The organism is Agromyces sp. CF514, assembly GCF_900113185.1.
Taxonomy (GTDB): domain Bacteria; phylum Actinomycetota; class Actinomycetes; order Actinomycetales; family Microbacteriaceae; genus Agromyces.
The window spans coordinates 1,120,872-1,146,769 of record NZ_FOZD01000001.1 but is presented as its reverse complement, the minus strand read 5'-3'; the positions used below and the strand labels follow the sequence as shown (position 1 = coordinate 1,146,769).

The 25,898-nt window shown below is 70.9% G+C and carries 23 protein-coding genes; 5 read left to right on the top strand and 18 right to left on the bottom strand.

Features of this window, described 5'->3' with window-relative positions; genetic code table 11:
* Positions 1–10 precede the first annotated feature (10 nt).
* From BM342_RS04970 to BM342_RS04950, 5 genes are all read right to left on the bottom strand, one after another.
* Entirely contained in the window at positions 11–1,270 is a 1,260-nt protein-coding gene (locus tag BM342_RS04970; protein WP_092964350.1) for a four-carbon acid sugar kinase family protein, read from the bottom strand.
* Positions 1,271–1,384: 114 nt separating this feature from the next.
* Entirely contained in the window at positions 1,385–2,707 is a 1,323-nt protein-coding gene (locus BM342_RS04965) for an MFS transporter (RefSeq protein ID WP_255368530.1), read from the bottom strand.
* A gap of 78 nt (positions 2,708–2,785) precedes the next feature.
* Complete coding sequence (locus BM342_RS04960; protein ID WP_092964348.1) at positions 2,786–3,526, bottom strand: FadR/GntR family transcriptional regulator; 741 nt, start codon at positions 3,524–3,526, stop codon at positions 2,786–2,788.
* Positions 3,527–3,613: 87 nt separating this feature from the next.
* A complete protein-coding gene (locus BM342_RS04955) occupies positions 3,614–4,978 on the bottom strand; it encodes an NAD(P)H-dependent oxidoreductase (protein ID WP_092964347.1) in 1,365 nt (454 codons plus the stop codon).
* 247 nt (positions 4,979–5,225) lie between these two features.
* Positions 5,226–6,230, bottom strand: a complete 1,005-nt coding sequence (locus BM342_RS04950; RefSeq protein ID WP_092964346.1) for an SDR family NAD(P)-dependent oxidoreductase — start codon at positions 6,228–6,230, stop codon at positions 5,226–5,228.
* Between the two features lie 118 nt (positions 6,231–6,348).
* Here BM342_RS04950 and BM342_RS04945 point away from each other — a divergent pair, with 118 nt between their 5' ends.
* On the top strand, positions 6,349–6,963 hold the full coding sequence (locus BM342_RS04945; protein WP_092964345.1) for a TetR/AcrR family transcriptional regulator: 615 nt from the start codon (positions 6,349–6,351) through the stop codon (positions 6,961–6,963).
* Here BM342_RS04945 and BM342_RS04940 read toward each other — a convergent pair.
* The 10 genes from BM342_RS04940 to BM342_RS04895 form a co-directional block, all read right to left on the bottom strand.
* Positions 6,948–7,418: a DUF3237 domain-containing protein gene (locus BM342_RS04940; RefSeq protein WP_092964344.1), complete on the bottom strand. Its 471-nt coding sequence runs from the start codon at positions 7,416–7,418 to the stop codon at positions 6,948–6,950. The genes BM342_RS04945 and BM342_RS04940 overlap by 16 nt on opposite strands.
* Entirely contained in the window at positions 7,415–9,148 is a 1,734-nt protein-coding gene (locus tag BM342_RS04935) for a CocE/NonD family hydrolase (RefSeq protein WP_092964343.1), read from the bottom strand. The genes BM342_RS04940 and BM342_RS04935 overlap by 4 nt, the downstream gene beginning before the upstream one ends.
* Before the next feature lie 73 nt (positions 9,149–9,221).
* Positions 9,222–9,722: a MarR family winged helix-turn-helix transcriptional regulator gene (locus tag BM342_RS04930; protein WP_092964342.1), complete on the bottom strand. Its 501-nt coding sequence runs from the start codon at positions 9,720–9,722 to the stop codon at positions 9,222–9,224.
* On the bottom strand, positions 9,719–11,080 hold the full coding sequence (locus BM342_RS04925) for an FAD-dependent monooxygenase (protein WP_092964341.1): 1,362 nt from the start codon (positions 11,078–11,080) through the stop codon (positions 9,719–9,721). The genes BM342_RS04930 and BM342_RS04925 overlap by 4 nt, the downstream gene beginning before the upstream one ends.
* A gap of 88 nt (positions 11,081–11,168) precedes the next feature.
* Entirely contained in the window at positions 11,169–12,122 is a 954-nt protein-coding gene (locus tag BM342_RS04920; protein ID WP_092964340.1) for an N-acetylglucosamine kinase, read from the bottom strand.
* Positions 12,119–13,078 carry a glycoside hydrolase family 113 gene (locus tag BM342_RS04915; protein WP_092966546.1) on the bottom strand — a complete coding sequence of 320 codons (960 nt, stop codon included), beginning with the start codon at positions 13,076–13,078 and terminating at the stop codon, positions 12,119–12,121. The genes BM342_RS04920 and BM342_RS04915 overlap by 4 nt, the downstream gene beginning before the upstream one ends.
* Before the next feature lie 32 nt (positions 13,079–13,110).
* Entirely contained in the window at positions 13,111–15,666 is a 2,556-nt protein-coding gene (locus tag BM342_RS04910) for a glycoside hydrolase family 2 protein (protein ID WP_092966544.1), read from the bottom strand.
* An 11-nt stretch (positions 15,667–15,677) separates the two neighbouring features.
* Complete coding sequence (locus BM342_RS04905; RefSeq protein WP_092964339.1) at positions 15,678–16,496, bottom strand: carbohydrate ABC transporter permease; 819 nt, start codon at positions 16,494–16,496, stop codon at positions 15,678–15,680.
* On the bottom strand, positions 16,493–17,506 hold the full coding sequence (locus BM342_RS04900) for a carbohydrate ABC transporter permease (RefSeq protein ID WP_255368528.1): 1,014 nt from the start codon (positions 17,504–17,506) through the stop codon (positions 16,493–16,495). Before BM342_RS04900 ends, BM342_RS04905 begins: the two co-directional genes overlap by 4 nt.
* A 95-nt stretch (positions 17,507–17,601) precedes the next feature.
* A complete protein-coding gene (locus tag BM342_RS04895; RefSeq protein ID WP_255368527.1) occupies positions 17,602–18,918 on the bottom strand; it encodes an ABC transporter substrate-binding protein in 1,317 nt (438 codons plus the stop codon).
* Positions 18,919–19,183: 265 nt separating this feature from the next.
* Between BM342_RS04895 and BM342_RS04890 the strand changes: the two genes are divergently transcribed.
* The gene (locus tag BM342_RS04890; protein ID WP_092964338.1) at positions 19,184–20,188 is read left to right on the top strand and encodes a LacI family DNA-binding transcriptional regulator; all 1,005 of its coding nucleotides are present in this window, start codon (positions 19,184–19,186) and stop codon (positions 20,186–20,188) included.
* On the opposite strand, the gene BM342_RS04885 is transcribed toward BM342_RS04890, so the two are convergent.
* From BM342_RS04885 to BM342_RS04875, 3 genes are all read right to left on the bottom strand, one after another.
* Complete coding sequence (locus tag BM342_RS04885) at positions 20,185–21,237, bottom strand: LacI family DNA-binding transcriptional regulator (RefSeq protein ID WP_255368526.1); 1,053 nt, start codon at positions 21,235–21,237, stop codon at positions 20,185–20,187. The two genes, BM342_RS04890 and BM342_RS04885, sit on opposite strands and share 4 nt — an antisense overlap.
* A 24-nt stretch (positions 21,238–21,261) precedes the next feature.
* Positions 21,262–22,494: a glycosyltransferase gene (locus BM342_RS04880; RefSeq protein WP_092964336.1), complete on the bottom strand. Its 1,233-nt coding sequence runs from the start codon at positions 22,492–22,494 to the stop codon at positions 21,262–21,264.
* 111 nt (positions 22,495–22,605) lie between these two features.
* Complete coding sequence (locus BM342_RS04875) at positions 22,606–23,154, bottom strand: MarR family winged helix-turn-helix transcriptional regulator (protein ID WP_092964335.1); 549 nt, start codon at positions 23,152–23,154, stop codon at positions 22,606–22,608.
* Between the two features lie 102 nt (positions 23,155–23,256).
* On the opposite strand from BM342_RS04875, the gene BM342_RS04870 reads away from it, so the two are divergent.
* The 3 genes from BM342_RS04870 (at position 23,257) to BM342_RS04860 (ending at position 25,886) form a co-directional block, all read left to right on the top strand.
* The gene (locus BM342_RS04870) at positions 23,257–23,826 is read left to right on the top strand and encodes an NADPH-dependent F420 reductase (RefSeq protein ID WP_092964334.1); all 570 of its coding nucleotides are present in this window, start codon (positions 23,257–23,259) and stop codon (positions 23,824–23,826) included.
* 142 nt (positions 23,827–23,968) lie between these two features.
* Positions 23,969–25,204 carry an AI-2E family transporter gene (locus BM342_RS04865; RefSeq protein WP_092964333.1) on the top strand — a complete coding sequence of 412 codons (1,236 nt, stop codon included), beginning with the start codon at positions 23,969–23,971 and terminating at the stop codon, positions 25,202–25,204.
* Between the two features lie 13 nt (positions 25,205–25,217).
* The gene (locus BM342_RS04860; protein ID WP_177232060.1) at positions 25,218–25,886 is read left to right on the top strand and encodes a GAP family protein; all 669 of its coding nucleotides are present in this window, start codon (positions 25,218–25,220) and stop codon (positions 25,884–25,886) included.
* Positions 25,887–25,898 lie beyond the last annotated feature (12 nt).

The following is a 25,898-nucleotide window of genomic DNA, read 5'->3' as shown; positions in this document are numbered from 1 at the left end:
GGAACACGCGTCAGGCGCTCACAGGCGCGCGCAGCGAGAGCGCGTCGAGCACCGTCGTGAGCGTGTCGGGGTCGCCGACGTTGCCGGGCACGACGACGTAGAGGATCTCGCGGCCGTCGTGGGCCCGGAGACTCCACACCGACACGCCCGGCACGACCTGGCCGAGCACGACGGCCGAGGTCGCGCCGATGCCGGTGCGCGCGACCTCGGCCGAGGTGATGCCGCCCTTCGACACGACCACCGAGACCTCGGGCAGCAGGTCGCGCACCGCGGTCGTGAGGGCGCGCATGACGCGTTCGCCGTGGTCGAGGGTGTTGTGCGTCGCGGAGCGCTCGCGCTCGGTCGTGACGATCGCGAGCGGCCCGGCATCGAGGCGGGCGTGCGCCGCGGCCGCGGCCGCGTGCCCGGCTGCGACGGCATCGGCCAACGCCGCGGCGGTGTCGATGACGGATGCCGCGCCCCAGGCGGCGACGACGGGCTCGAGCTGCGCGGTCGCGCCGGCCGTGTGCGAACCGCACACGAGCAGCACGGGGCCGGGCTCGGCGACGAGCGGGGTCTCGAGCAGGCCCCGGCTCGCAACGCCGGCGAGCTCGGCCGCGAGCGGCGCGGCACTGCGCACGACGATGTCCGCGCCGGCAGCGGTGGCCGCTTCGACGGCGCGGGCGATCGCCGAGATGTCCTCGGCCGTGGCCGCGTCGGGAGCGATGACCGTGCCGGGCGTCGCCGCGGCGAGCACGTCGGCGAGCCCGCCGGCGCGAACCTCGTCGAGGCCGACCGTGCGCGCGGCGCGCGGCGACTTCTCGGCGAGGTAGTCGAGCATGACCCCCGTCGTGAATCCGAACACGGGGTCGTCGGCGTACTCGCTCTCGTGCGCGGGCACGTCGACGCCCGCCACGCGCACGTGGTGCACGCCGTCACGCGTCGTGCGGCCGCCGTCGGGGAACGCCGGCACGAACAGCATGATCGCGTCGCCGTCGAGGAACACCTCGGTCTCGGCGAACACGTGGCCGCGCAACGTCGAGTCGCCGCGCAGCACGAAGCGCACGTCGACGCCGAGCCGCTCGGCAGCGGCCTCGCCGTCGGCCCGGATGCGGCGCGTCAGGGCGACCGCCTCGGCCTCGGGCAGGGCGCGGCTGTTGGTCTGCACGTACACGCTGTCGGCCCGGCCGAGCGCCTCGGCGAGCAGGTCGGCGCTGCTCTCGAGCAGCACCGTGACGCCCGTCGCGGACTGCGTGCCCGTGGGGTCGTCGTCGAGGACGATGGTCTTCATGGCGTGATTCCTTCGATGAGCGGAATGGCTTCGAGCGTGCCGAGCGACGACGGTCGCCCGCGCGACGCGGGGTGTCGGTGGGGCGGATGCCGCGGCATCCGCCCCACCGCTCGTTCAGGACGAGCGGGCGATGATCGCGTCGACCTCGGCGCGCTCCTTCTTGCCCCACGTCTCGCGGGTGAGCACGGTTCCGATGAAGCCCAGCAGGCCGCAGGCGAGGTAGACCCACGCGACGCCGCCCCAGCCGAGCGGGATCGCGACGGCCGTGGCGATGAGCGGGATGAAGCCCGAGATCGCCGCAGAGAACTGGTAGCCGATCGAGGCGCCCGAGGAGCGCACGTTCGTGCTGAACAGCTCCGAGAACCAGGCGCCCTGCGTGCCGGCGAGGGAGTCGTGGATGATCGACATCGCGATGATGTAGACGAACACGATGAGGTAGGGCACGCCCGTGTTGACGAGCAGGAACATCGGGAACGCGAACGCCATGAGCGCGATCGTGCCGACGAGGTACACGGGCTTCCGGCCGACGCGGTCGGTGAGCGCGCCGAACAGGATCGTCGTGAAGAGGCCGAGGGCCGCAGCGGTCACGAGTCCGGTGAGCGCGGTCGCGCGGTCGGTGATCGGCTGGTCGCCCGACGTGAGGTACGAGAGCATGTAGGTCACGATCACGTAGAAGCCGCCCGACTCGGCGAGGCGCAGGGCGATGACGCGCAGGATCGTGCGCCAGTCGTTCTTGAAGACCTCCTTGAGGGGGTTCTTCACCGTGAGGCCGGCGGTCTTCGTCTCGACGAACTCGGGCGACTCCGAGACCTTCGCGCGGATGATGAGGCCCGCGACGATGAGCACCGACGAGAGCAGGAACGGCAGGCGCCATGCGAGTTCGTTGTCGAGGTTCGTGGACCACAGGAACACGAGGTTCGCGAGGAGCAGGCCCAGGGGCACGCCCGCCTGCGGGATCGCGGTGTACTTGCCCCGCTTCTTCCAGGGCGCGTGCTCGAAGGTCATGAGGATCGCGCCGCCCCACTCGGCACCGAACGCGATGCCCTGGATGACGCGGATGAGCACGAGGAGGATCGGCGCGAGGAGTCCGACCTGCTCGTAGGTGGGCAGGATGCCGATGAGCACCGTCGAGATGCCCATGAGCAGGAGCGCGCCGACGAGCACGGGCTTGCGGCCGATGCGGTCGCCGAGGTATCCGCCGATCACGCCGCCGAGGGGGCGCATCGCGAACCCGATGCCGAACGTGGCGAAGCCGAGCAGGATGCCGACGACGGGGTCCTCGGCGTGGAAGAACACGGTGTTGAAGTACAGCGCCGCAGCGGTGCCGTACGCCAGGAAGTCGTAGTTCTCGATCGTCGTGCCGACGGCGCTGCCGATCGCGGTCTTGAGCTTGTCGGGCGAGCCGTCCTTGGCCCGCTGCGCTGGTTCGATGGTCATGGTCGTCATGGTCGGTTCATATCTCCCTTGATACTGAAGCCGTTCGGCCTCGAGCCGGCGGGAGCCGAACCGGGGTGACTAGGTTCGGGCGTTCCCGCCGTGAGCGGTGATCTGGTAGAAATCGGTGATGTGGCGTCGCACGTGCTCGGCCGCTGCCGCGCCGTCTCCGGCGACGATGTCGTCGAGGATCTGGCGGTGCTCGGCGCGAACGGTCTTGGCCGTCTCGCGCCAGTCGACGAGTTCGGCGTAGACCTGCACCATCTGGCGATGGATCGCGGTGCGCAGCGAGCCCATGAAGTGGGCGGTGAGCGCGTTGCCGGTGGCCTCCGCGATCCGCAGGTGGAACGCGGCGTCGAGTCGGTTGAACTCGGCGGAGTCGATGTCGGGGGCGTCCATCCGGTCGAGGATGGCTCGGAGCTCTCGGTGGTCGTCATCCTGGGATCGGTAGGCGGCCTCCTCGACGCTCCAGGCCTCGAGCGCGAGGCGGGTCTCGAGGACATCGGTCCAGTTGAAGTGCGCGAGCGCGATCTGCAGCTTGAGCAGGTTGACCATGCCGTCGCCGGGCGTCGAGAGGAGCACAGCTCCCCCGTCGGGCCCGCCGCCACGACGGATCTCCACCACTCCGAGCGCTTCGAGCACTCGCAGCGACTCGCGGAGCGAGGGCCGGGAGACCCCGAGCGAGACTGCGAGGTCGCGTTCGCTCGGAAGGTGGTCTCCCGCCTTCAGCCGGCCGTCGAGGATGCGTTCCTCGATCTGGGCCATCACCTGCTCGTACGTTCGAATGCGCTGCACGGGCTCCCATGCGTCGTTCGCTGCCATGCGTCATCCCCTCCGATTGCCGGAGGCCACGAGCGGTGAAGTCCGGTGACCCCATCGTAGTTTCCATGGTCGGACGGTCAGACCGGATCAGGCCGCGACGACGGCGTGTTCGGCGCGGAACTCGGCCTCGAGCTCGCGGCGGATCTGCACCGCGAACTGCGACTCGTCGAGCTGCACGTCGTCCCACGAGACCGTCTGGTCCTTGGCGACGTCGCGGATGAGCTTGGCGCCGTGCGCGAGGCCCAGGGGCAGCGCGTTGCGGTCGAGCGAGAGGTGTGCGGGCGCGAGCTTGCCGAAGACCGTGTAGCCGCCTTCGCCGTCGAGCGTGTCGCCGGCGCGCAGGTCCTTCTTGGCCGTCGTCACGACGTCGCCGCGGAACCCGGTGGGGGCGCCGGTCGCCTCGTTGCGCAGCACGGCTGCGGCGATCGAGACGCCGAGTTCGAGCCCGATCATGTGGTACGGCCGGTAGAGCGAGCCGTAACGGCCGGTCTCGTCGGTGTGCACGCCGTACTCCTTGAAGCACTGCACGGCGTAGTCGGTGGTGGCCTCGAAGGTGACGTAGACGCCCCAGCGCAGGTTGTCGGGCACCTCGCGCCCGTCGCGGTACATGCTCGACGCGATCTCGACGGTGCCGCGGCGCGTGAGGCTGCCGCCGCGCAGGCGGTTCTCGCGGAACACGGTCGGGAGGTCGTCCTTGCTGGCGGCCGGGAAGAGCAGGCCCTCGTCCTGCGGGATGAGGCCGGTGCCGTTGGCGACGGCCGCCATCTCGATGGCGGACTTGGTGCCGTCGAGGAACGAGTTGAACATCTTGGGGTTGTAGTCGCCGCTCGCGAGCTGCTCCTCGCTGAACCCGTAGTAGTTCCACACGGTGTCGGGCGTCGAGTAGTTGTACTCGGGCAGGTACTTGGTGCCCTTGCCCGCAGCCACGACGTCGAAGCCGACGGTGCGGCACCAGTCGACGAGCTCGCAGATGAGGGCGGGCTGGTCGCCGTACGCCATCGCGTAGATGACGCCCGCGGCCTGGGCGCGGCGCTGCAGGATCGGCCCGACCATGCAGTCGGCCTCGACGTTGACCATGATCACGTGCTTGCCGTGGTCGATCGCGGTGACCGCGTGGTAGGTGCCGACGAGCGGGTTGCCGGTGATCTCGAGGATCACCTCGACGCTCGGGTGCGTGATGAGGGCGGTGGAGTCGTCGATGACCGCGGTGCCGCCGGTGCGGACGGCCTCGTCGAGCGACGCCGCGGCGTAGCGCTCGGCCGGCCACCCGGTGCGGGCGAGGGCGTCCTTCGCCTTGGGCACGTTGATGTCGGCGACGCCGACGACGTGGATGTTGGCGCTGCCGACGGCCTGCGTGAGGAACATCGAGGCGAACTTGCCTGCGCCGATGACGCCGACTCGGATCGGGCCGGCCTCGGCCGTGCGCTGCTGCATGAGCGTGAAGAGATTCACGAACCACTCCTTTGTAGTGCTCCCGACGAGGGCGATGCCAGGCGGAACTTGCGGAAACTTGTATCGGAATGATGGTCAGACCATCACCGTTTCAAGGAGTGTAGGCATTGGTCTGACCATCTGTCAAGCAGGCCGATCAAAGTGGCAGAGCGGGCTCCGGATGCCGTGGGCACGCGAAAGGGCGGGGCGGATGCCGTAGCATCCGCCCCGCCCTGAGCACGCCGTTGAGGCGTCGCGACTGTCCGGGTTACTGCACCGACCAGCCGCCGTCGGAGGCGAGGATCGCGCCGTTGATGTTCACGGCGTCATCGCTCAGGAGGAACGTGATCGACGCGGCGAGCGCCTCGGCGGTGGCCACCGTGGGGATCGCACCCTGGAACGGAGCCAGTCGGGCCGAGCCGACCTCGGACACGTGCGGGGGGAACGGGATGCCCGTGGCGACGCCGCCCGGTGCGACGGCGTTCACGCGCACGCCCTGGAGCGCGTACATGAACGCGGCCGACTTGGTGAGGCCGACGACGGCGTGCTTCGAGGTCGTGTAGGCGTTGCCCGACGCGTTGCCGCGCAGGCCCGCCTCGCTCGCCACGTTGACGATCGAGCCCTTGCCGGCCTCGAGCATGAACGGCACGACGGCGCGCGTGAGCTTGAACGTGCCGGTGACGTTGACGGCGATGACCTTGTCCCAGATGGCGTCGGGGGTCTCGTGGATCGGCGAGAAGTCGTCGTTGATGCCGGCGACGTTCGCGAGGCCGTGGATCTGCTCGCCCGCAGCGGCGACGATCGCGTCGATCGACTCCTGCTTGGTGATGTCGCCGGCGACGGGCACGATCTCGGCGCCGGGGATCGAGGCGGCGAACTCATCGAGCTTCTCGGCCGAGATGTCGACGGCGACGACGCGGCCGCCCTCGCGCGCGATGCGGCTCGCGGTGGCACGGCCGATGCCCGAGGCTGCACCCGTGACGATGACGGTCTTGCCGGCGAAGCGGCCGGAGGTGATCTTCTCGGCCCAGGCCGTCGACTCACCCGACTCCTCGGGGATGACGCCGCCGTTGACCGCCTTGACGAGCTCGTCGACGGCCGACTGGGGCATCTGGCCCTGGCTCATGACCACGAGCTGCTGCAGCGGGAGGCCCGCGATGGGGGCGAGCTGGTCGGTCGAGCCGCCGCCCTGGCCGACGAGGCCCTCGAGCGCAGCCTTGCCCGCGGGGTCGGCGAGCCACTCGGCGATGGTGGAGTTGGCGGTGAGGGCCATGATGGGTTCCTTTTCTACTCCGAACTGGATGCCTCCAGCCTAAACAACATCTGTCGGATATCCGACAATTGTCGGCGAAGTCACGGTTTCGACGTCCAATCGGTGCGAGAATGCGTGAGTGGCGGAATCGACCGACGACCGAGTGGATGCGCGCGTCGAGCGCACCCGGCGGGCGCTGCAGCAGGCGGCGCTCGAACTCGCGCGCGCGGGCCGGTTCGACGACGCGACGGTCGCCGACATCACCGATGCGGCCGGCGTCAACCGTTCGAGCTACTACCAGCACTACGACGACCGCGACTCGCTGCTCGCCGACGCGATCGAGGCCGCCGAGATCGAGGCCGCAGCCTCGGCGCCCACCCCGACCTCGGTTCCTGCGCAGCTGCCGCCGTCGATGATCGCCGCGCTCCGCCATTTCGAGACCGACGCCGACCTCTATCGGCGCCTGCTCGGCGAGCGCGGCTCCCCCATCGTGGCGGCGCGCATCCGATCGCGGTTCGAGGCGCAGGCGCGCGCGGGCGTCATCTCGTCGGGCACGACCGCCTTCGAGGGCCTGCCCATCGACATCGTCGCCGCCGGCATCGCCGGATCGTGCCTCGCGGTGATCCAGGCCTGGCTCGAGCTCGATCCGCGTCCGAGCATCGAGACGGCCGCGGACTGGGTCTGGCGCGTGCTCGTCGGGCCGGGCGAACCCATCTCCGCTCCCGAGCGCGACGGTGCTCAGTCGAGCCGGTAGGCGTCGTACACGACCTCGTGCGGCCCGCGCGCCGCGGCCCCCACGATGAGCTGCCGCTGCAGCTCGGCGAAGGCGGGGGCGGATGTCTCGACCTCCACGTGCAGCCGGAACGTGTACCGCTCGGGCGGCACGATCTCGCCGCGGCCGAGCGCCGCGAGCGCCTCCGGCGATCCGGAGCGGATGCCGTGCGTGCGCAGGTGCAGCAGGTCGCCGTCGCTCGTGCGTGCCGAGTAGCGCGTGTCGATCTCGATCGTGCCGTCGGGGCGCACGACCTGCCAGTCCGCTCCCCCGGGCAGGATCTCGGCGTCGAGGCCGTCGCTGATGCGTCCGCCGGTGATCGGCACCACCCGGCGATGACCGGCGCTCGTCACGCCGTGATCCTCGATGCCGCCGACCAGCACCGCGACGCGGAAGAGCTTCACGAGTCGCGTCGCGGGCGGTTCGACGGCGCTCATGCGCGGGTCCAGACCGGCAGCGTGATCGACGACGGGCGGACCGGTTCATGGAAGACCTCCTGGTTCGCGGCCAGCAGCTCGGTCTCGGTCGCGGCCGGGCCGCCGGTCCCGCCGTTGCGCGCGTAGCGCGGGAATGCGCCCGAGCTCACCTGCACGCGCACCCGGTTGCCCGCCGCGAACCGGTGCGCGGTCGGCCAGAGCGGCACCTCGACCTCCCACGCCCCGTCGTCGGTGCGCACCGGATCGGTGTGCCGCGTGCCCGGCGCACCGATGCGCCGGATCGCGTCGGTCACGCTCATCGAGCGTCCGTCGGGGTGCACCTCGGTGAGGCGCACGAACACGTCGACACTCGGGCGGTCGCTGCGCAGCCAGATCTTCGCGACGGGCGTGCCCGTGACGTCGAGATCCGCGGTGAGGGGCTCGCTCGTGAAGGTCGCGACATCCGCCCGCTGCTCGTGCTCGCGGTCGTCGACCGCGCCGCCGTCGCCGCGCAGCACGGGACCGCCCGTCGAGGGCGTCGGGTCTCCGGCCGGGTCGTAGCGGAACGCGGTCGGCGCACCCGGCGCGGTCGGCGCCTCCTTCCCGATCCGTCCGCCGGCGCCGAGGTACCACTCGACGGGCTCGGTGCCGACGGGCGGCCACGCCGCCGAGTCGTGCCACTCGCCCGCACCCGCGCCACCCGCACCCGGGCCGCCCGCGACATCCGCACCCTGCAGGTAGAACCGCACGGGCTCCGCGCGCGGGTTCGGGATGCCGCGGAACTGCTCGTCCCACATCGCGATCGCGTTCTCGATGTCGGCGATCGACGAGTCGGCGGAGTCGTGGCCCCACGGGCCGATCGTGAGCAGCGGCTGCCTCCCCTGCGCCACGAGGTCTTCATAAGTGCCGATCTGCCACGGCAGGAAGATGTCGTACCAGCCGGTCGTCATGCTGACGGGCGCGGTCACGTTCGCGACATCCGCGCGGTACGACTGCTCGGCCCAGTACGGATCGCGGAGGTCCTCGTGGTGCAGCCAGTCGTCCCACCACGGGATGTCCGCGCCGGTGGCGGCGCGGTCGGCACTTCCGAGCGGCGTGTGCGTCAGCGCGGCCTTGAACTTCGTGTCGGGCCCGATCATGGTCAGGATGATCCTGGCGCTCTCGATGACCGTCATCATGCGGCTCCACGTCAACGAGTTGCCGAGCGAGAACGCGCCGTGATCCCACGTGATCGCGCCGAAGTCGGGCATCGTCACGGCGAGCGACATCGACTCGGCCGCCGTCTCCGGCTCGCCGGCCCGCAGCGCCGCAGCCGTCGCCGACCACTGCGTGAAGCCGAGGTAGCTGCCGCCCGCCGACACGAGGTGGCCGGTGAACCACGGCTGCCTGCGCACCCAGCGCAGGGTCTCGAGCCCGTCGGACGCCTCGTTGCGCTGCGGCACGAACTCGCCGCCGGAGCCGAACGTGCCGCGCACGCTCTGCAGGAGCACCGGGAACCCTCGGCTCGCGAGCGGCAGCGGCAGCCGTGCCCGGAACGCCGAGGAGCGACCGTACGGCGTGCGCATCACGACCGTCGGCGTGCCGGGCTCGATGCGGTCGGGCATGAGCAGGTCGCCCACGAGCACGGTGCCGTCGGCCATGGGGGTCTCGACTCGCGAGATCTCGACGTGCCGGTCGCCGGGCTCGAAGCCCTTGAGCGTGCGGCGCATCATCGCGGCGCCGATGCGGTCGGAGAGGGTGCGTCGGGTCATTCGTCTTCCTTGACGGTCGGGTGGGGCGGGCTCGGGGCGGCGTGCGGGGGCGTTTCGGTCGTGCGGTGCTCGGCTACCCGGCTTCGGTGGCCGAGCGGATGCCGCGGGCGGCCCGCGAGCGATCCTGCAGGGCGTCGCGCAGCCGTTCGAGGGCGGGCAGCGCGGATGCGAGCGCGACGGCGTCGGCCGGATCGAGGTCGGCGATCGCCTCCCCCACGAAGCCGGCGCTGGCCGCGTCGAACCGTTCGAGCAGCCGGTGGGCCTTCGTCGAGGCGCGCACTTCGACGCGACGGCGGTCCGCGACATCCGGCGCCCTTGTGACGAGGCCGGCGGCCTCCATCGACTTCAGCAGGTTGCTCACGGTCGTGCGGTTGAGGCTGAGGTCGTCGGCGAGCTCGACCGGGCTGCGCGACGTGCCCGCCGGGAGGGCGCGCAGCACCTCGATCTGCGCGTCGGGGATGTCGGGCAGGTGCTCTGCTGCCCGTGCGGCTCGCAGCAGGCTCCTCCGCAGCGGCGAGATCAGCCCGCTGAGCCGTGCGACGTCGAGCGCGTCGGATGCCTCGGCGGGGCTCATGCGCGCACCGCGGGCGTCAGCGACGACCGCTCGTTGAGCAAGTCGGGGTGGAACCCGGCCGCGACCTTGTAGGAGTCGGCGATCTGCCGCAGCTCGGCCTCGGGGATCACGTCGTGCACGTCGGCGAAGCCCTGCGGCGCGCGTTCGAAGGCGAGCTGCATGACGCGCTCGGGCCCGAGCCGCCTCGTCATCTCGTTGAGCCTGGTGGTCGCCGGGCGGCGATCGGCCTCGTAGGCGGCGAGCGCGGTCTCGATCGCGGCCCGGCCGGTGGCGTCGGCCCCGCCAGCGCCAGCGGCCGCCCCGACCGCGCCCGCCAGGTGGAATGCGAGCGTCCGTGCGTCGATGACGGCCTGCGACGCGCCGTTCGACCCGTTCGGGTAGAGCGCGTGCGCGGCATCGCCGAGGAGCGTGGTGCACCCGACCGTCCAGCGCTCGAGCGGATCGCGGTCCACCATCGGGTACTCGAGGATCTCGTCGGCCGCGGCGATGACGCCCGGCACGTCGAGCCAGTCGAACCGCCAGTCCGCGAAGAGCTCGACGATGGGCGCCGGATCGACGGCGTGGTTCCAGTCGGCCGTCTCGTCGACGCCCTCGGGCGCGCGCCGTTCGGCGATGAAGTTCACGCGGATCGTGCCGTCTGCTGCACCCTCGGCGCCTTCGTCGGCGGCGCCCTCGTGCACGAGCGGGTAGGCGACGAACTTCTGCTCGGCGTCGCCCGCCATGATCATCGTGCGGCCGTCGAGGTAGGCGGGCACCACGGCCGTGCCGCGCCAGAGCACGAGGCGGTTCCACGGCGGAGCGCCCTCGCCCGGATTGTGCTGCGCGCGGATCGCTGAGTGGATGCCGTCGGCGGCCACGACGACGTCGGCATCGAGCACGAGCTCGTCGCCCGCGGCATCCGCGAAGCTCACGCGCTCCTGGGCACGGATGCCGCCGCCCGCCGCCGCGACCTCGACGCCGTGCTCGACGCCGGTCGCGCGCCACCCGAGGCGGATCGCCTCGTCGCCGAACCGCTCGCGCACGGCCTCGACGAGCAGGAGTTGGAACTCGCCGCGGTGCACCGAGAGCTGCGGCCACCGGTAGCCGGCCTCGAGGCCGCGGGGCTCGCTCCAGACGGGCTGGCCGAAGCGGTTGAAGTAGGCGAGCCGGCCGGGTGCGGTGCCGATGGCGGTGACGCGGTCGCCGAGGCCCAGCTCGGTCAGCTCGCGCACCGCGTGCGGCAGCAGGTTGATGCCCACGCCGAGCGGCCGCAGCTCGGCGGCCCGTTCGACGACGGTCACGTCGTCGAACCCTGCTCGTCCGAGACTCAGGGCGGTCGCGAGACCTCCGATGCCCGCACCGATGATGACGATCTTCACATTGCCTCCTTGCACGTGTGAATTGAGTTTGGAACAAACACAATTCACTGTCAAGAGGCATCTTCGGCACGGGCACGGCCGGGACGGTTCACGCGCTGGTCGAGTGCTCCAGCGACGCGACGGCCAGGTGCGCACGCAGGGGGTGCGCGTCGTCGAGGTGGGCCAGTGCCGCCGCCCCGTCGAGCCCGCTCCCCAGCGGCGCGATGATCTCGACGGCCGGAACCGCCTGCCTCACCTGCTGCTCGAACCGACTGCGGATGCGCGCCGCGCGGAACACGCCGCCGATCGCGGCGAGCCGCGGCCTCGCGTCGCCGCCGGCCTCGCCGACCTCGCGCAGGGCCGCGACGACCGAGCCCGCGAGCTCGTCGGCCGCTCGCCGGCAGATGTCGGCGGCGACGTGGTCGACCGAGGCGAGCTCGGCGACGCGCACGGCGAACGACGCCACGACGCTCACCCGGTGCGGGTCGGCCTGCAGGTCGATGTAGGCCTGCTCGAGGTCGGGCCAGCGGTCGGCGACGAGCCCGCTCAGCACGGTCGAGGGACCGCGGCCGTCGTACGACCGCATCGCCGCGTCGAGCGCCTCGCGCCCGATCCAGTACCCGCTGCCCGCGTCGCCCATGATGTTGCCCCAGCCGTCGACCCGGCGCACCGCGTCGCGACCGACGCCGAGCGTGACCGAGCCGGTGCCCGCGGCGATGACGGCCCCGCGCTGATCCCCGAGCGCCCCGACGAACGACGACACGGAATCGTGTGCGAGCAGCACGCGCCGCACGCCGAACGGTCGCACGGCCTCGAGCAGCGCGTCGGCGTCGGCGTCGGCGCGGGTCAGCCCTGAGACGCCGGCCGCGAGCACCTCGATGCGTCCGGATGCGTCGGCCTGCGTCGCGGCGACCCGCGCCGTCGCCTCGGCGAGCTGCACGAGCAGCGGCTCATGCGTGCGGATGCCGGGCAGCACCGTCTCGATCGACCCGCCCGCGGCATCCGCGACCCGGGTCTTGATGCCGGTCTGGCCCGCGTCGATCGCGAGCACGGAGCCGGTCACGCCGTCACCCCGGCCGCGGTGGCGGACGCGTCGCTCGATGCCTCGGCCGCCCACGCGCGGTACTCGCGCACCATGACCGCTGCCGCGGGTTTGCCGTAGGGGCAGTAGTCGTCGTTCGCGGCCGCATCGGCCGGTGCGTAGAGCGTCGCGGGCCAGTCCCAGAGCATGAGCCCGCGCACCCAGGGGCGCGCACGGCACGCGTCGAACATGGCCTCGAAGTACCGCGCCTGCTCGGCTCCCGACGGATCCCCGACGAGGTTCCAGTCGTTCGGCAGGTCGGCCGAGCCCTCACGCGACGGGCAGCCCGCCTCCATGAAGAAGAACGGCTTGCCGTGTGCGGCGATGACGGGCTCGATGCGGTCGAGCTGCTGCTGCCACGAGTCGATCGGGTAGTAGCCGCTCGACGAGATCACGTCGACCGCATCCCACCAGGTGACGCGGTCCTCCTGGTACTTGTCGCAGTTGTAGGTGATCGGGCCCGAGTAGACGGCCCGCACCTCGGCGATGAGCGCCCGCCAGTGGGCGTCCTGCCCGTCGGCGCGCACCATCTCGCAGCCGATGCAGAGCATCTCGCACCCCTCGGCCTCGGCGATGCGGGCCGCGTGCACGATGAATCGCGTGTACGACTCGAACCACTGCGTCCAGCTCGGTTCTCCGGGCACGTCCCAGTCGAAGAAGCCGATGTGGGCGCGCCAGGTGCCGTCGCCCACGTTCACGACGGGCTTCAGGCACACCTTCAAGCCGAGCGCGTGCGCCTGCCGGATGGCGCCGACGATCTCGTCGTCGGTCACGGTCGGTTCCGACTCGAACGGGATCTCGGTCGAGAACGGCGTCGCCTGCTCGGCCGCGTACGCGAGCGCCGTCCAGGTCACGGCGTGCTCGGCCATGAGCCGCATGGACTCCTCTGCGGCGGGGGTCGACCAGGTGCCGCGCACACCGGTCCAGCCCCAGGTCATGCCGCAGACGGGTTCGCGCAGCAGGTCGCCGCTCACGCGGTCACCAACTGGTTGCCGCTGCGGAGCACGCGGGGATCGGCCACGGCCCGCGCTTCGAGTGCGTCGACGCCCGACACCGTGAACACGTGCGACTCACCGGGCAGCAGGGTCACGAGTCCCGAGTCGACCGAGGCGCGCACGTCGAGCTTGTCGACGAGCAACGTGAGGTCGCGCACGACCGAGCTCCCGGCAGTGACGGTCGCCGTGACGACGCCGGCACCGGCCGAGGCGGTTTCGACCTCCACGTCGGCGGCGGCGAGCGCGCTGTCGCGCGGCTCGGCGAACCACCAGAGCCCGCGCACCTCGCCGAGCGTCACCACGAGCAGCTCGCCCGCGGCATCCGTCGCCTCGGCGACCTCGACGGGCACCGGCACCGTGAGCGCATCGCGCGCCGCCACGTCGACGGATGCCGCGGCGCGCGCGAGCACCGACCCGTCGAAGCCGCGACGCTCGAACACGAGCTCGCCCGACCAGGCGTCGTCGGTGTCGTTGCCGACGATCGCGGCCAGGCCCGGCGCACCCGATTCGGCGGCTCGCGGCTGCACCGACACCACGCGCGGTGCGAACGCATTGCGGATCGCGTGCAGCAGCGGCTTGGCGTGGCCGTCGCCGTCGATCGCGGCCCACGACGTGACCGGCCAGCAGTCGTTCAACTGCCACACCACGGCGCCCGCGGTCTTCGGCCAGTGCGAGCGGTAGTGGTCGAGGGCGCACGAGATCGCGTTCGCCTGGTTGAGCTGCATGGCCCAGTGCCAGGTCTCCATGTCGTTCGGCACGCGGTAGTGGCGCACGAGTCCCGCGGTGAGCTTCGCGTTGCCGTCGATCGCCTTCTGGTGCACGATCATGCCGGGCGACTCGGGGGTCAGCGGGTCGTCGCTGATCGCCCTCGTGAGGGTCGACCACGCGGGCGGGCCCTGCCAGCCGAACTCGGCCACGAACCGCGGCTCGAGGTCGCGGTAGTGCGGCCAGTCCTTCTGGTTCCAGAGGTCCCAGACGTGCATCGTGCCGTGCGCCTCGGCGTTCGGGTGCTCGCCGGCGTGCTCGACGCCGGGCTCGCCGCCGTGCTCGCCGCCGCCGGGGCTGAACGGGCTGCCCGGCGCGTACGGCACGTGCGGAGCGAGCTCGGCCACGAGCTGCGGGAACAGCTCGTGGTAGTAGTACGCGCCCCAGGTCCTGCCGTCGAGCGCGAGCTTCCAGCCCCAGTCCTCGTAGCCCCAGAGGTTCTCGTTGTTGCCCGTGAGCAGCGCGAGCGACGCGTGGTGCGCGAGGCGCACGATGTTGTCGCGCGCCTCGGCGGCGACCTCGGAGCGCAGCGGCTCCTCCTCGGAGTAGGCCGAGCAGGCGAAGAGGAAGTCCTGCCAGGTGAGCAGGCCGAGCTCGTCGGCGAGCTCGTAGAACGCGTCGGCCTCGTAGATGCCGCCGCCCCAGACGCGGATCAGGTTCAGGCCGGCGGATGCCGCCTGCTCGAGCCGTGCTCGATAGCGGGCGCGGTCGACGCGAACGGGGAACGCGTCGTCCGGGATCCAGTTGACGCCCTTCACGAAGACGGGCCGGTCGTTGACCACGAGCTGGAACGGCGTGCCGTCGGCGTCGGGCTCGGTGTTCCAGCGCAGGTCGCGGAACCCCACGCGCCGCGTCGTCTCGTCGAGCACCCATCCGTCGACGCCGAGCCGCACCCGCACGTCGTGCAGCACGGGCTCGCCGTAGCCGACGGGCCACCAGCGCTCGGCCTGCTCGAGGTCGACGCGCACGACCGCCTCGCGCTCGCCCGCCGGGATCTCGACGGCGGTGCGCACGCCCGCGATCTCGAGGTCGACGTCGAGGGCGACATCCGCCCCCTCGTCGTCGGAGCCCGCCGCGCGGGTCACGCGCACGACGGCCTCGACGTACCCGCCGTCGCCGTCGGGCGTCGCCCGCACGAGCACCTCGCCGAACCGGGCGGTCGACCACGACTCGAGCCGCACCGGGCGCCAGATGCCGCTCGTCGCGGTCGCGATGCCCCAGTCCCAGCCGAAGCTGCACGCCGACTTGCGGATCGCGTCGAACGGCGTCGGGTACGGGCGGGGGCGGGCGCCGAGCGCGAGGCTCTGGGCGTTCGCGTGCTTCACCGGGCTGCGGAAGGCGACGACGAGGTCGTTGCCGCCCGCGCGCACGAGCGCGGTCACGTCGATGCGGTGCGTGCGGTGCTGGTTCGCCACCTCGGCGATCGCGGTGCCGTTCAGCGACACGGTCGCGACGGTGTCGAGCCCGTCGAACACGAGCTCGTGCACGGATGCCGCGGCGAGCTCGCCCTGCGCCAGATCGAACGTCGTCTCGTAGGTCCAGTCGACGAGGCCGATCCAGGCGAGCGCCGACTCGTGGTCGTCGAGGTACGGGTCGGGGATGAGCCCCTCCCGCATGAGATCGAGGTGCACGACCCCCGGCACGGTCGCCGGGATCGAGGTTGCGGCGATGTCAGCGGGCACGGGGCCCGACACCGCGCGCACGCGCCATCCGGTGTGCAGGGGTCGCTCGACCCTGGGCAGGTGCTGCTGTGCTGACGAGGTCATGATCTCCGGGTTCACTTGACGGCTCCGGCCACGAGGCCCTTGTAGATCCAGCGTTGCAGGAAGACGAACGCCAGGAAGGTCGGGACGATCACGAGGATCGTGCCCGCCGCGATCACCTCCCACTGTGCACCGAACGGGCCCTTGAAGTTGAAGAGCGAGGTCGAGATCATGCCCTCCGACGGCAGGTAGAGGAACGGGAGGTAGAACTCGTTGTAGATCGCGATGCCCTTGATGATCACGACCGTCGCGATCGCGGGCTTCAGCAGGGGCAGGATGACGCGCCAGTAGATCGTCCACCGGTTGGCACCGTCGATCATCGCGGCCTCGTCGAGCGAGACCGGGATGCCGGCCATGAACTGCAGGAAGATGTAGATCGCGATGATGTCGGTGCCGAGGAAGAGCAGCACGAGTGCCGCCTTCGTGTTGAACAGGCCGAGTCCCGCGATGATCTGGAACGTCGCGACCTGGCTCGTGACGCTCGGGATGAGCGTGGCCACGAGGAAGAGGCCCATGATGAGCTTGCGCCCGCGGAACTGGAACCGGTCGATCGCGTAGGCCGCCATCGTGCCGATCACGATCGTGCCGGCGAGCGAGATGACGAGCACGATCGTCGTGTTGACGAACCCCTCGATCATGTCGCCGTTCGTGAAGGCGATGCCGAAGTTCTCGAGGTTGAACCAGTTCGACGGCGGGGTCAGCGGTCCGGTCGACCCGTACTCGGCCGTGGTCTTGAAGCTGGCGAACAGCACGACCGAGAGGGGCAGGAGCACCACGACCGCGGCGATGATGAGCGAGGCGTACTTGCCGACGCCGGAGAGCACGCGGCTCATGTGAGGTCCACCTTCTCGTCGGGGAAGAGCTTTCGTTGGATCCAGGTGACGATGAGCACGATCACGAGCAGCACGACCGCCATCGCCGAGGCGAGGCCGACCTGCCGGTACGAGAACGCCGTCTGCAGGGTCTGGATCACGAAGGTCGCGGTGCCGTTCGCACCGCCGGTCATGATGAACGGGATCTCGAACACCGACAGCGCGCCGGCGACCGCGAGGATGAACGAGAGCCCGATGATGCGCCGGATGCCCGGGAAGATGATGTACCGGAACTGCTTCCACCGGTTCGCGCCGTCGAGCTCGGCGGCCTCGTACAGCTCGCCCGGAATCGACTGGATCGCGCCGAGGAAGAGCACGAAGTTGAGGCCCGTGTACCGCCACACCGAGGTGCCCGCGAGCGAGTAGTTCGCGATCGACGCGTCGCCGAGCCACTGCGGCGGGTCGGCGAGCCCGAACCATCCGAGCACCGTATCGAGCGTGCCGCCGGGCTGGAACAGGTAGAGGAACACGAAGCCGATCGCCACGCCGTTGATGAGGTACGGGAAGAAGATGACCCCGCGGAAGAAGTTCGAGAACCGCGTGCTGAAGCTGAGCAGCGTCGCGAAGTAGAGGGCGATCGCCATCTGCACGAACGCGCCGACGAAATAGTAGAGGCTCACCCCGAAGACCGAGAAGATGCGCGGGTTCGTGAAGACCTCGACGTAGTTGTCGAACCCGACCACGTTCTCGATCGGGCCGAGGCCGCTCCAGTCGGTGAAGCTGTACCAGATCATGTTGGCCGCGGGCAGGTACGTGAGCAGCAGCAGCAGGCCCACCGCCGTGGCGACGAAGAGGTACGGGGTGAGTCGCGTGAGCCGCGCGCGGCCGGCCGGGCCAACGCGGCGAGGGCCGCGAACGGCGCGGACCGCGCGGGTCGGCTGCGGATCCGTCCCGGGTTCCTGCATCGGCACGACGCCGTGCAGCGGGCCGGAGATCCCCACGGGATCCGGTCCTGTGGTCGACACGGACATGGGCTACTCCTTCGGCTGATGCTGGTTGGTACGGCGCGACGTGCGGCACGGCGTCCGGCACCTCGGCGTGGACGCGAGGTGCCGGACTCCCGTGACTACTCGGCCAGTTCGTCGACCGCCGCACCCCACTGCTCGTTGAGCTGTGCGAAATACGACTTCTGGTCGCCGTCGGCCTGTCCGCGGGCGATGTCGATGAGCTTCTGGCGGTAGATGTTGCCCCAGACGTCGACCTGGCTCTTGTCGGCGGTGTCGCTGAACAGCGATTCCTCGCCGGCGGGAGCCGCCGCGATCTCGAGCAGCTCGACGCCCGAGTCCTGCAGGCCGCTGAGGTTCGCGGGCAGGTCGGCTGCGCTGACGGCCGAGATCATGCCCTGGGTGTCGGTGAAGCCCGAGTCCTCGATGAGCCAGTTCATCCACGCCTCGGCCGCGGCCTTCTTCGACGAGTTCTTGTTGACGCCGAGGAAGTAGTCGCCCGCGATGGTCGCGTACTGCTGGCCGTCGACGTTCGTCGGGAACGGCATGAATCCGACGACGCCCGGGTCGACCCCGGCATCCGTCGCGGCGGCCTGGAACTGCGAGATGGCCCACGACCCGAGCACCATCGCACCGATCTTGCCGGTCGCGAAGTCGCCCTTCGACTGCTCCCAGTTCGTGGTGAGCGGGTCGGCCTCGGTGAGCCCGTCGTGCACGGCATCGAAGAGCAGCGAGTCGAGCGCGTAGATGTCGGTGCCCTCGGTCCACGGGGCCCGGTCGTGCGCCATGACGGTCTGCGCGGTGGGGTCGGCCGTGACCGCGCCGATGATGTTGGTCCACTGCCCGCCGAGCGGCCAGCCGTCCTTGTAGTTCGTGTACAGCGGGGTGACGCCGTTCGCCTTGATCGCGGCGAGGTCGTCGAGGAACTCGTCGGGCGTGGTGGGCAGGTCGGTGATGCCGGCGTCGGCGAAGACCTCGGTGTTGTAGAGCACGCCGTTGGCGTTGCCGCCGAGCGCGAGGCCGTACTGGGTGCCGTCGACCGTCTTCGGCACGAGGAACCGGTAGGTGTCCGCGAGGTCGGCGGCGTCGCCGAGCGGCTCGAAGAAGTCGGCGTACTGATCGGGGGCCACGCCGTTCGGGATGAGCAGCACGTCGCCGTAGCCGTTCGGGGTGCTGAGGCGCGTCTTCACGTCGTCCTCGTAGTTGGTGATCGCCTCGACCGTGACGTTGACGTCGGGGTTCGCCTGCTCGAACTCCGCGACGTACTCGTCCCAGGTGCCGTCGGTCTCGAGGTCGGTGCGGTTGGTGAGGAACGTGATGTCGCCCTTGACCTCGCCGGAGTCGCCGCTGTCGTCGGAACCGCCAGCGGCGCACGACGTCAACAGCAACGTCGCTGCGGCCACGGCTGCGAGGCCGACGTATGCCTTGCGTGATGCCATGTGAACTCTCCCTTGTGTGTGGTCACCCTCGGATCGCTGCTGAGGATGCCCTCGACAGCGGGGGTGGCGAGAGCGAGTGTATGGTCTTCTAAAGCGCTTTAGCAAGTCGGGATGTCATCGCTGTCTTGTTCTGTCGCATCGACTGGACCGGCTGCGTTTCTCGTCATGATCAGTGCTTTACTCGCATCACGGTCTCGCTGAGACACCCGAATGTCTGTTTGAATGTCCTACGACGGACATTCCCCGACCCGCGCCGGAGGGTGCCATGACCGTACAGACCAGGGCGACGCTCCAAGACGTCGCGCGCTTGGCAGGGGTCAGCGCCAAGACCGTGTCGCGCGTCTACTCCCAGCGCGAACTCGTCTCGCCCGAGACCGTCGAGCGCGTGATGGCCGCAGCCAAGCGACTGCGGTTCCGGCCCAACCTGCTCGCCCAGAGCCTGCGCCGCGGGGGCGGTTCGACGACGGTCGGCTTCATCATGGGCGAACTGCTGAACCCGTTCTACTCGACCCTGGCCGCCGGCATCGAGCGAGAGCTGGCCGCGCACGGCTTCACGCTCATCGTCGCGACCACCGACGACTCCGTCGAGGGCGAATCCCGCGTGGCCGACATCCTGCTCTCGCAGCGGGTCGCGGCGCTGCTCATGATCCCCGTGGGCGAGGACCAGTCCTATCTCGAGGGCGAGCGCCAGCTCGGCACGCCCGTCATCGCGATCGACCGCCCCGCGCGCGACCTCGTCGCCGACTCGGTCGTGCTCGCCAACCGCTCCGGCGCCCACGAGGCGACCACGGCGCTCGTCTCCCACGGGCACCGCCGCATCGCCTACGTCTGCAACCCGGCCTCCGCGTACACCCAGACCGAGCGCGTCGCCGGCTATCGGGCAGCGCTGGCGGATGCCGGCATCGCCCCCGATCCGCGATGGGAACGCCTGCTCGACGACGCGTCCGCCGCGCCCGAGTCCGTCGTGGCCGACCTGCTCGCGCAGCCCGAGCCGCCGACGGCGATCATCGCGGGCAACAACCGCGTGTGCATCGGCGCGCTGCGGGCGATCCGCGACCGGCCCGCACCTCCGGCCCTCATCGGCTTCGACGACTTCGAGACCGCCGACATCCTCGGGGTCAGCGTCGTCGGGCACGATCCCGTCGAGATGGGCCGCCGGGCCGCGCGGCTCGCCGTCGAACGCATGGCGAACCCCACCGGCTTCACGACCCAGGTCGAACTGCCCACGCGACTCATCGCGCGCGGCAGCGGCGAGCGCCCGCCCGCCTAGGCCGTGGGCGCCGGGCCGGTCGAGCCGCGCACCACGAGGTGGGGCGTCTCGTCGAGGTACGCACCGCGTTCTGCGCCGTCGATGAGGTCGAGCAGGCGGCGCACGACGTGGGCCCCGAATCCGACGACGTCACGGCGCAGGGCGGTCAGCTGCGGATAGGTGTGCTCGCAGAGCACCGAGTCGTCCCATGCGACGATCGACACGTCGCCCGGCACCGACATCCCGAGCTCCATGGCGACGCTGAGCCCGGTCACGGCCATCACGTCGTTGTCGTAGATGATCGCCGTCGGGCGATCCGGCGATTCGAGCAGCGCCCGGGTCGCGACCCGGCCCGATTCGGGCAGGTAGTCGGTGCGGGCCACGGATGCGGCGACCCCGAGCCGTTCGGTCTCGTCGAGGAACGCGATCTCGCGCACCGCCGTGTGCGCGAACCGTCCGAGGCCCGCCACCCGGGCGATGCGCGCGTGTCCCAGACCCGCGAGGAACCGCACGGCGCGGCGCATGGCCAGGTCGTCATCGGTCGAGACGCTCGTGAGTCCCGCCGCGACCTCGGCGTCGCCGACGACCACGGTCGGCAGGGCGTCGCCGTCTGCGAGCAGGGAGACCCGCGGATCGTCGGGCTCGAGGTCGACGAGCAGCAGGCCGTCGACCCGCCGCGTCGCACGCCACTTCGCGATGGCGGCGAGCCCGGCCTCGGGCGTCGGCACCAACTGCAGCAGGAGCGCATAGCCCCGCTTGGCGAGTTCGGACTCCATGCCCGCGATGAACCGCATGTAGAACGTCTCGACTCCGAGCGTGTCGGGGTCGCGCGCGAGCACGAGTCCGATCGTCTCGGTGCTCGAGACGGCGAGCGACCGGGCGGCGGTCGACGGCGCCCAGCCGAGCTCGTCGGCCACCTGGCGCACGCGTTCGCGCGTGGCCTCCGACACTCCGTCGCGTCCGTTGAGCGCGAACGACACCGCGCCGATCGACACGCCCGCGCGCTCGGCGATGTCCTTGATCGTGACGCGCCGCTGCGAGTCCCGCCGCACGGGTCGTCTGTCGTCCACCCGCCCAAATGTACTCACGGTCGGTCAGTCCGTGCGGGACGTCGCCGCCTCGATGATGCGGGCGGACGCCGCGGCGCCGTCTTCGTCGGCGAACGCGCGCTGCACGCGCACGGCCGCCGCACGCATCGCGGGGTCGGCGAGCACGCGCCGAACGGCGTCGAGGAACTCGGGCCGCCCGACGTGCTTCGGCGGCACGCGCAGCGCGTTGCCCTGCGCGACGCAGACCTCGACGTTCCACGTCTGCTCGGGCTGGAGGCCGAGGCCGACGAACGGGATGCCGGTCGCGCACGCGGTCTGCACGGTGCCCTGTCCGCCGTGCAGCACGGCCGCGTCGACGAGTCCGCCGAGCAGGTGCGCGGGCAGCAGGTCGGTCACGTGCACGTTCGGCGGCACGACGTCGCCCGGCTCGAGGTAGTGCCCGATCGGCGCGACGACGTTGACCGGCAGGCGCCCGAGCTGCTCGGCCGCGGCGAGCGCGAGCGCACGGTCCGCCGAGGAGCCGAGTCCGAGGTACACGAGCGGCTCCGGCGCGGCCGCGAGCTCGGCCACGATCGCCGGCAGCTCGCCGTCGAGCCGGGCGAAGATCGGGCCCACCCTCCGGTAGTCGTCGGGCAGTCCGTAGCCGTCGAGCTCCCACGGCATCACGGTGAGCAGGTTCACGTCGGCCTCGAGCATCGAAGCGACCGTGCGCAGGGGCGGCACGCCGTTCGCCTTCGCGACGCTCGAGAACGCCCGCGGCGCGACCGGCGCCCGCGTGTAGAGCCACCGGAACGCGCGCGTCGCGACGAGGTCGGCCAGCCGAGCGACCCGGCCCGAGCCCGCGATGAGGTGCATCCGCCGGGTCTGCGCGACCTGCGGCCCGGTGAGCGCGAACGGCACCGGGTAGAAGAGCGGCACGCCCTCGGCACGGGCCGAGATGAGCGACGTGATGTTCGAGCCGATCACGACGGCCGAGGCATCCGTCGCCCGGATCATGCGCCGTTCGACCTCGACGCGCGCCGCGACCAGTTCGCGCGTGAACGGGCTGCGCATCGCCCGACCCTGGTCGAAGTCGATGGCCTGCTGTCGTTCAGCCGCGCTCCAGGCCGGCTCGCACGCGCGGTACTCGAACCCGGCCGCCTCGATGAGGTGCACGTACTCGTGCTCGTAGGCCATGAACACCGCACGGTGCTCGGGTGCGAGCGCACGCGCGACCTCGATCATGCGGGTGGTCTCGGCGAGGTTGAACGTCACCGGAACGAAGAGCACGGTCGCCATGCGCCGATCCTGTCATGGCGGCGACCGCGGGGCGACGAGCGCGCACCGACCGGCGAGCGGATGCCGGTGGGCGAGCGGATGCAGGTGGGCGAGCGGATGCCGGTGGCCGGCCTAGGCGGGAACGGCCGCCGTGGCATCCGGAGCCGTGTCGGACCCGTCGGACTCGGTCGACCCGACGTTGCACTGCGTGGCGGACATGCGCCCCTCGGGGTCGAGCCGGGCGAGGATGCGGGAACTGATGGCGGCGAGCTGGTCGAGTTCGGCGGGTTCGAGCGCGTCGAGCACGTTCGATCGCACGGTCGCGACGTGGCCGGGTGCCGCGCGATCGAGCACGGCGAGGCCTTCGGAGGTGATGCGCGCGTTGGTGGCCCGCTTGTCCTGCGGGCACGGGAAGCGTTCGAGCAGGCCCTTCTCGTCGAGGCGCCGGGCGACGTGCGAGAGCCGGGGAAGGGTGGCGTTGGTCTGCGATGCGAGCCGGGTCATGCGGCTGGTCTGCTCGGGCGAGGCCGCGAGCACCGACAGCACGAGGTACTCGAAGTGCGTGAGCTCGACGTCGCGCTGCAGCTGCGCGTCGAGCATGGTCGGCAGCAGTTCGCTCACGGCGACGAGCCTCGCCCAGGCCGTGGCTTCGGCCGGCGAGAAGGGCTGGATCGAGGTCATGCGTCGATTCTAGCGCATTGGTTGTACATGCAACCTTTCTCGTGCTACCGTTTAGTTGTTCCAACAAGTAAACGGCCGGCAACGGCACCAGAGGAGAAGCACATGACCACGGTCAGCATCATCGGAAACGGCAACATGGGCACGGCCATCGGCGGCCTCATCGCCGACGGCGGCACCACCGTCGAGTACGTCGCACGCGACGCCGACACCATCTCGGGCGACATCGTCGTGCTGGCCGTGCCGCACCCCGCGCTCGCGCAGATCGTCGCCGAGCGTGCCGACCAGCTCGCCGGCAAGGTCGTCGTCGACATCACGAACCCGCTCGACTTCAGCACCTTCGACAGCCTCGTCGTGCCCGCCGACGGCTCGGCCGCCTCCGACCTCGCCGCCGCACTCCCCCAGTCGCGCGTGCTCAAGGCCTTCAACACCAACTTCGCGAGCACGCTCGCCTCGAAGACCGTCGGCGGCACCCCCACCACCGTGCTGATCGCGGGCGACGACGCCGACGCCAAGGCCCTGCTCGCCTCGGTCGTCAGCGCGGGCGGCGTGAAGGCCGTCGACGCCGGTGCGCTCAAGCGCGCCCGCGAGCTCGAGTCGCTCGGCTTCCTGCAGCTGACGCTCGCCGTGCAGGAGAAGATCTCCTGGACGGGCGGATTCCCCCTCGCCGCGTAGGCCGCACCCGAAGCGAAACACCCCGAGCGGGCGAGGCCGTCGACGACGCCTCGCCCGCTCGCGCATTCCCGAGCGGACGAGATCTCGAAGATCCCTCGCGAAACGCACCCGTGGCGGCTCCCCGAGCGCTACTCTGACCTCGATGTGGTGGAATCGGAAGAACCCGAAGCCGGCGCCCGAGGCGGCGCCCACGGCCGATGCGGTGCCCTCGACGGTGAACCGCAACGCGCTCCTCCTCGCGGGACTCGGCGGCGGCGTGCTCGCCGTCTTCGGCCTCGCCGCGGTCTCGTCGATCGTCGCCCCGGTCTTCCTCGCACTCGTGCTGACGATCTGCGCGAACCCCGTGCGCACCGCGCTCGAACGTCGCCGCGTGCCCACCGGCATCGCCACCGGCATCGCCATCGTGACGGTGCTCGCGCTCATCGTGGTCTTCGGGTACGCGGTGGCCGTCGCCTTCAGTCAGTTCGCCAGCCTCCTGCCGCAGTTCGCGCCCCAGATCCAGGCCGCCGTCGCGAGCCTGGGCGAGGCGCTCGCGAAGATCGGCATCGGATCCGACCAGATCTCCGCAGCCATCGGCAGCTTCGACGCGGGCTCGATCGTGAGCGTGATCTGGGGCCTGATCGGCGGTCTCGCCGGGGCCACCACGACCTTCGTCATCATCTTCACGATGGTGCTCCTCATGGCGATGGATGCCGCGCTGCTGCCGGGCGTGCTCCGCCAGATCGAGCCGCACCGGGCCCTGCTCGTGCACTCCCTCCGCGACTACGCGCGGAACGTGCGCCGGTACATGGTCGTCACCACCGCCCTCGGCGTCGCGCAAGGCCTCATCAACTGGTTCGTGCTCGTGCTGCTCGGCGTTCCGGGCGCATTCATCTGGGGACTGCTGTCGTTCATCTGCAGCTTCATCCCCAACGTCGGCTACTTCATCGCGATCATCCCGCCGATCATCTTCGGCGCCCTCACGGGCGGGTGGCCGACGGTCATCGCCGTCATCGTGCTCTACGGCATCGTGAACGCGGGGGTGCAGTCGATCGTGCAGCCCCGGGTGGTCGGCAATGCGGTCGCCCTCAGCCAGAGCATCACCTTCTTCTCGGTGCTCTTCTGGGCGATCGTGCTCGGTCCGACCGGTGCGATCCTCGCGATCCCGCTGACCCTGCTCGTGCGCATGCTGCTCGTCGACACCAACCCGCGCATGCCGTGGATCAAGCCGCTGCTCGGCGACAACACCGCGTCGAAGCTCGCCAAGGCCGAGGCGAAGGCCGCTGCCAAGGCCGGCACCACGGGCACCCCCTCGAGCGGCGACGCTGCCGCGGCCGGCGACGCCGCCGACGCCGCCGCCGACGGGCCCGATGCCCCGGCCGCACCCGCCATCGGCTGAGGTTCCTGCGACGATGCTCGCCGCCATCGGCCATCTGCTCCCGATCGCGATCGCCATGGCGCTCAGCACGGTTCCGATCATGGCCACGATCGTGCTGCTGCTCTCGGCCAATCGGGAGCGCACGGCGCTGCCGTTCCTCATCGGCTGGATCGCCGGGCTCCTGATCGTCGTGTCGGCGTTCACGATCTTCGCCCAGTTGATCCCGACGCCGGGACTCGGTCTCCGACCCAACACCGCGATCGGGGCGTGGGAGATCGTGATCGGCCTCGCCCTGATCATCGTCGCCATCGTGTCGTGGGTGCGCTCGCGCCGAACCGAGCGAACCGAACTGCCCGCGTGGCTGCGCGGACTCGATCGCCTGGGGCGGTGGGCCGCCGTCGGCTTCGCCCTGCTGCTGAACGTGCGGCCCAAGGCGCTGCTGCTCGCGATCGCGGCCGGGCTCGCCATCCGCGCCGAGGACCTCGACGTGACGGAGTCGGCGATCGCGATCGGCGTCTACGCGGTGATCTCGGCCTCGACCGTCGCCGTGCCGATCATCCTCACGCTCGCGGCACCCGACCGCATGGAGCCCAGACTGCGCGTCGCGCAGGAGTGGCTGGCGCGCAACAACGGCATCGTCGGCTCGGCCATCCTGCTCATGATCGGCGTGGTCGTGCTCGGCAGCGGTCTCAGCAGGTTCTGAGACGCGCCCCGC

Excerpts from the sequence above, each read along its gene's own strand:
- BM342_RS04970 (WP_092964350.1), bottom strand. The coding sequence starts at position 1,270 with ATGAAGACCATCGTCCTCGACGACGACCCCACGGGCACGCAGTCCGCG.
- BM342_RS04965 (WP_255368530.1), bottom strand. The coding sequence starts at position 2,707 with ATGACCATCGAACCAGCGCAGCGGGCCAAGGACGGCTCGCCCGACAAG.
- BM342_RS04960 (WP_092964348.1), bottom strand. The coding sequence starts at position 3,526 with ATGGCAGCGAACGACGCATGGGAGCCCGTGCAGCGCATTCGAACGTAC.
- BM342_RS04950 (WP_092964346.1), bottom strand. The coding sequence starts at position 6,230 with ATGGCCCTCACCGCCAACTCCACCATCGCCGAGTGGCTCGCCGACCCC.
- BM342_RS04940 (WP_092964344.1), bottom strand. The coding sequence starts at position 7,418 with ATGAGCGCCGTCGAACCGCCCGCGACGCGACTCGTGAAGCTCTTCCGC.
- BM342_RS04935 (WP_092964343.1), bottom strand. The coding sequence starts at position 9,148 with ATGACCCGACGCACCCTCTCCGACCGCATCGGCGCCGCGATGATGCGC.
- BM342_RS04930 (WP_092964342.1), bottom strand. The coding sequence starts at position 9,722 with ATGAGCCCCGCCGAGGCATCCGACGCGCTCGACGTCGCACGGCTCAGC.
- BM342_RS04915 (WP_092966546.1), bottom strand. The coding sequence starts at position 13,078 with ATGACCTGGGGCTGGACCGGTGTGCGCGGCACCTGGTCGACCCCCGCC.
- BM342_RS04910 (WP_092966544.1), bottom strand. The coding sequence starts at position 15,666 with ATGACCTCGTCAGCACAGCAGCACCTGCCCAGGGTCGAGCGACCCCTG.
- BM342_RS04905 (WP_092964339.1), bottom strand. The coding sequence starts at position 16,496 with ATGAGCCGCGTGCTCTCCGGCGTCGGCAAGTACGCCTCGCTCATCATC.
- BM342_RS04900 (WP_255368528.1), bottom strand. The coding sequence starts at position 17,506 with ATGTCCGTGTCGACCACAGGACCGGATCCCGTGGGGATCTCCGGCCCG.
- BM342_RS04895 (WP_255368527.1), bottom strand. The coding sequence starts at position 18,918 with ATGGCATCACGCAAGGCATACGTCGGCCTCGCAGCCGTGGCCGCAGCG.
- BM342_RS04890 (WP_092964338.1), top strand. The coding sequence starts at position 19,184 with ATGACCGTACAGACCAGGGCGACGCTCCAAGACGTCGCGCGCTTGGCA.
- BM342_RS04880 (WP_092964336.1), bottom strand. The coding sequence starts at position 22,494 with ATGGCGACCGTGCTCTTCGTTCCGGTGACGTTCAACCTCGCCGAGACC.
- BM342_RS04875 (WP_092964335.1), bottom strand. The coding sequence starts at position 23,154 with ATGACCTCGATCCAGCCCTTCTCGCCGGCCGAAGCCACGGCCTGGGCG.
- BM342_RS04870 (WP_092964334.1), top strand. The coding sequence starts at position 23,257 with ATGACCACGGTCAGCATCATCGGAAACGGCAACATGGGCACGGCCATC.
- BM342_RS04865 (WP_092964333.1), top strand. The coding sequence starts at position 23,969 with ATGTGGTGGAATCGGAAGAACCCGAAGCCGGCGCCCGAGGCGGCGCCC.
- BM342_RS04860 (WP_177232060.1), top strand. The coding sequence starts at position 25,218 with ATGCTCGCCGCCATCGGCCATCTGCTCCCGATCGCGATCGCCATGGCG.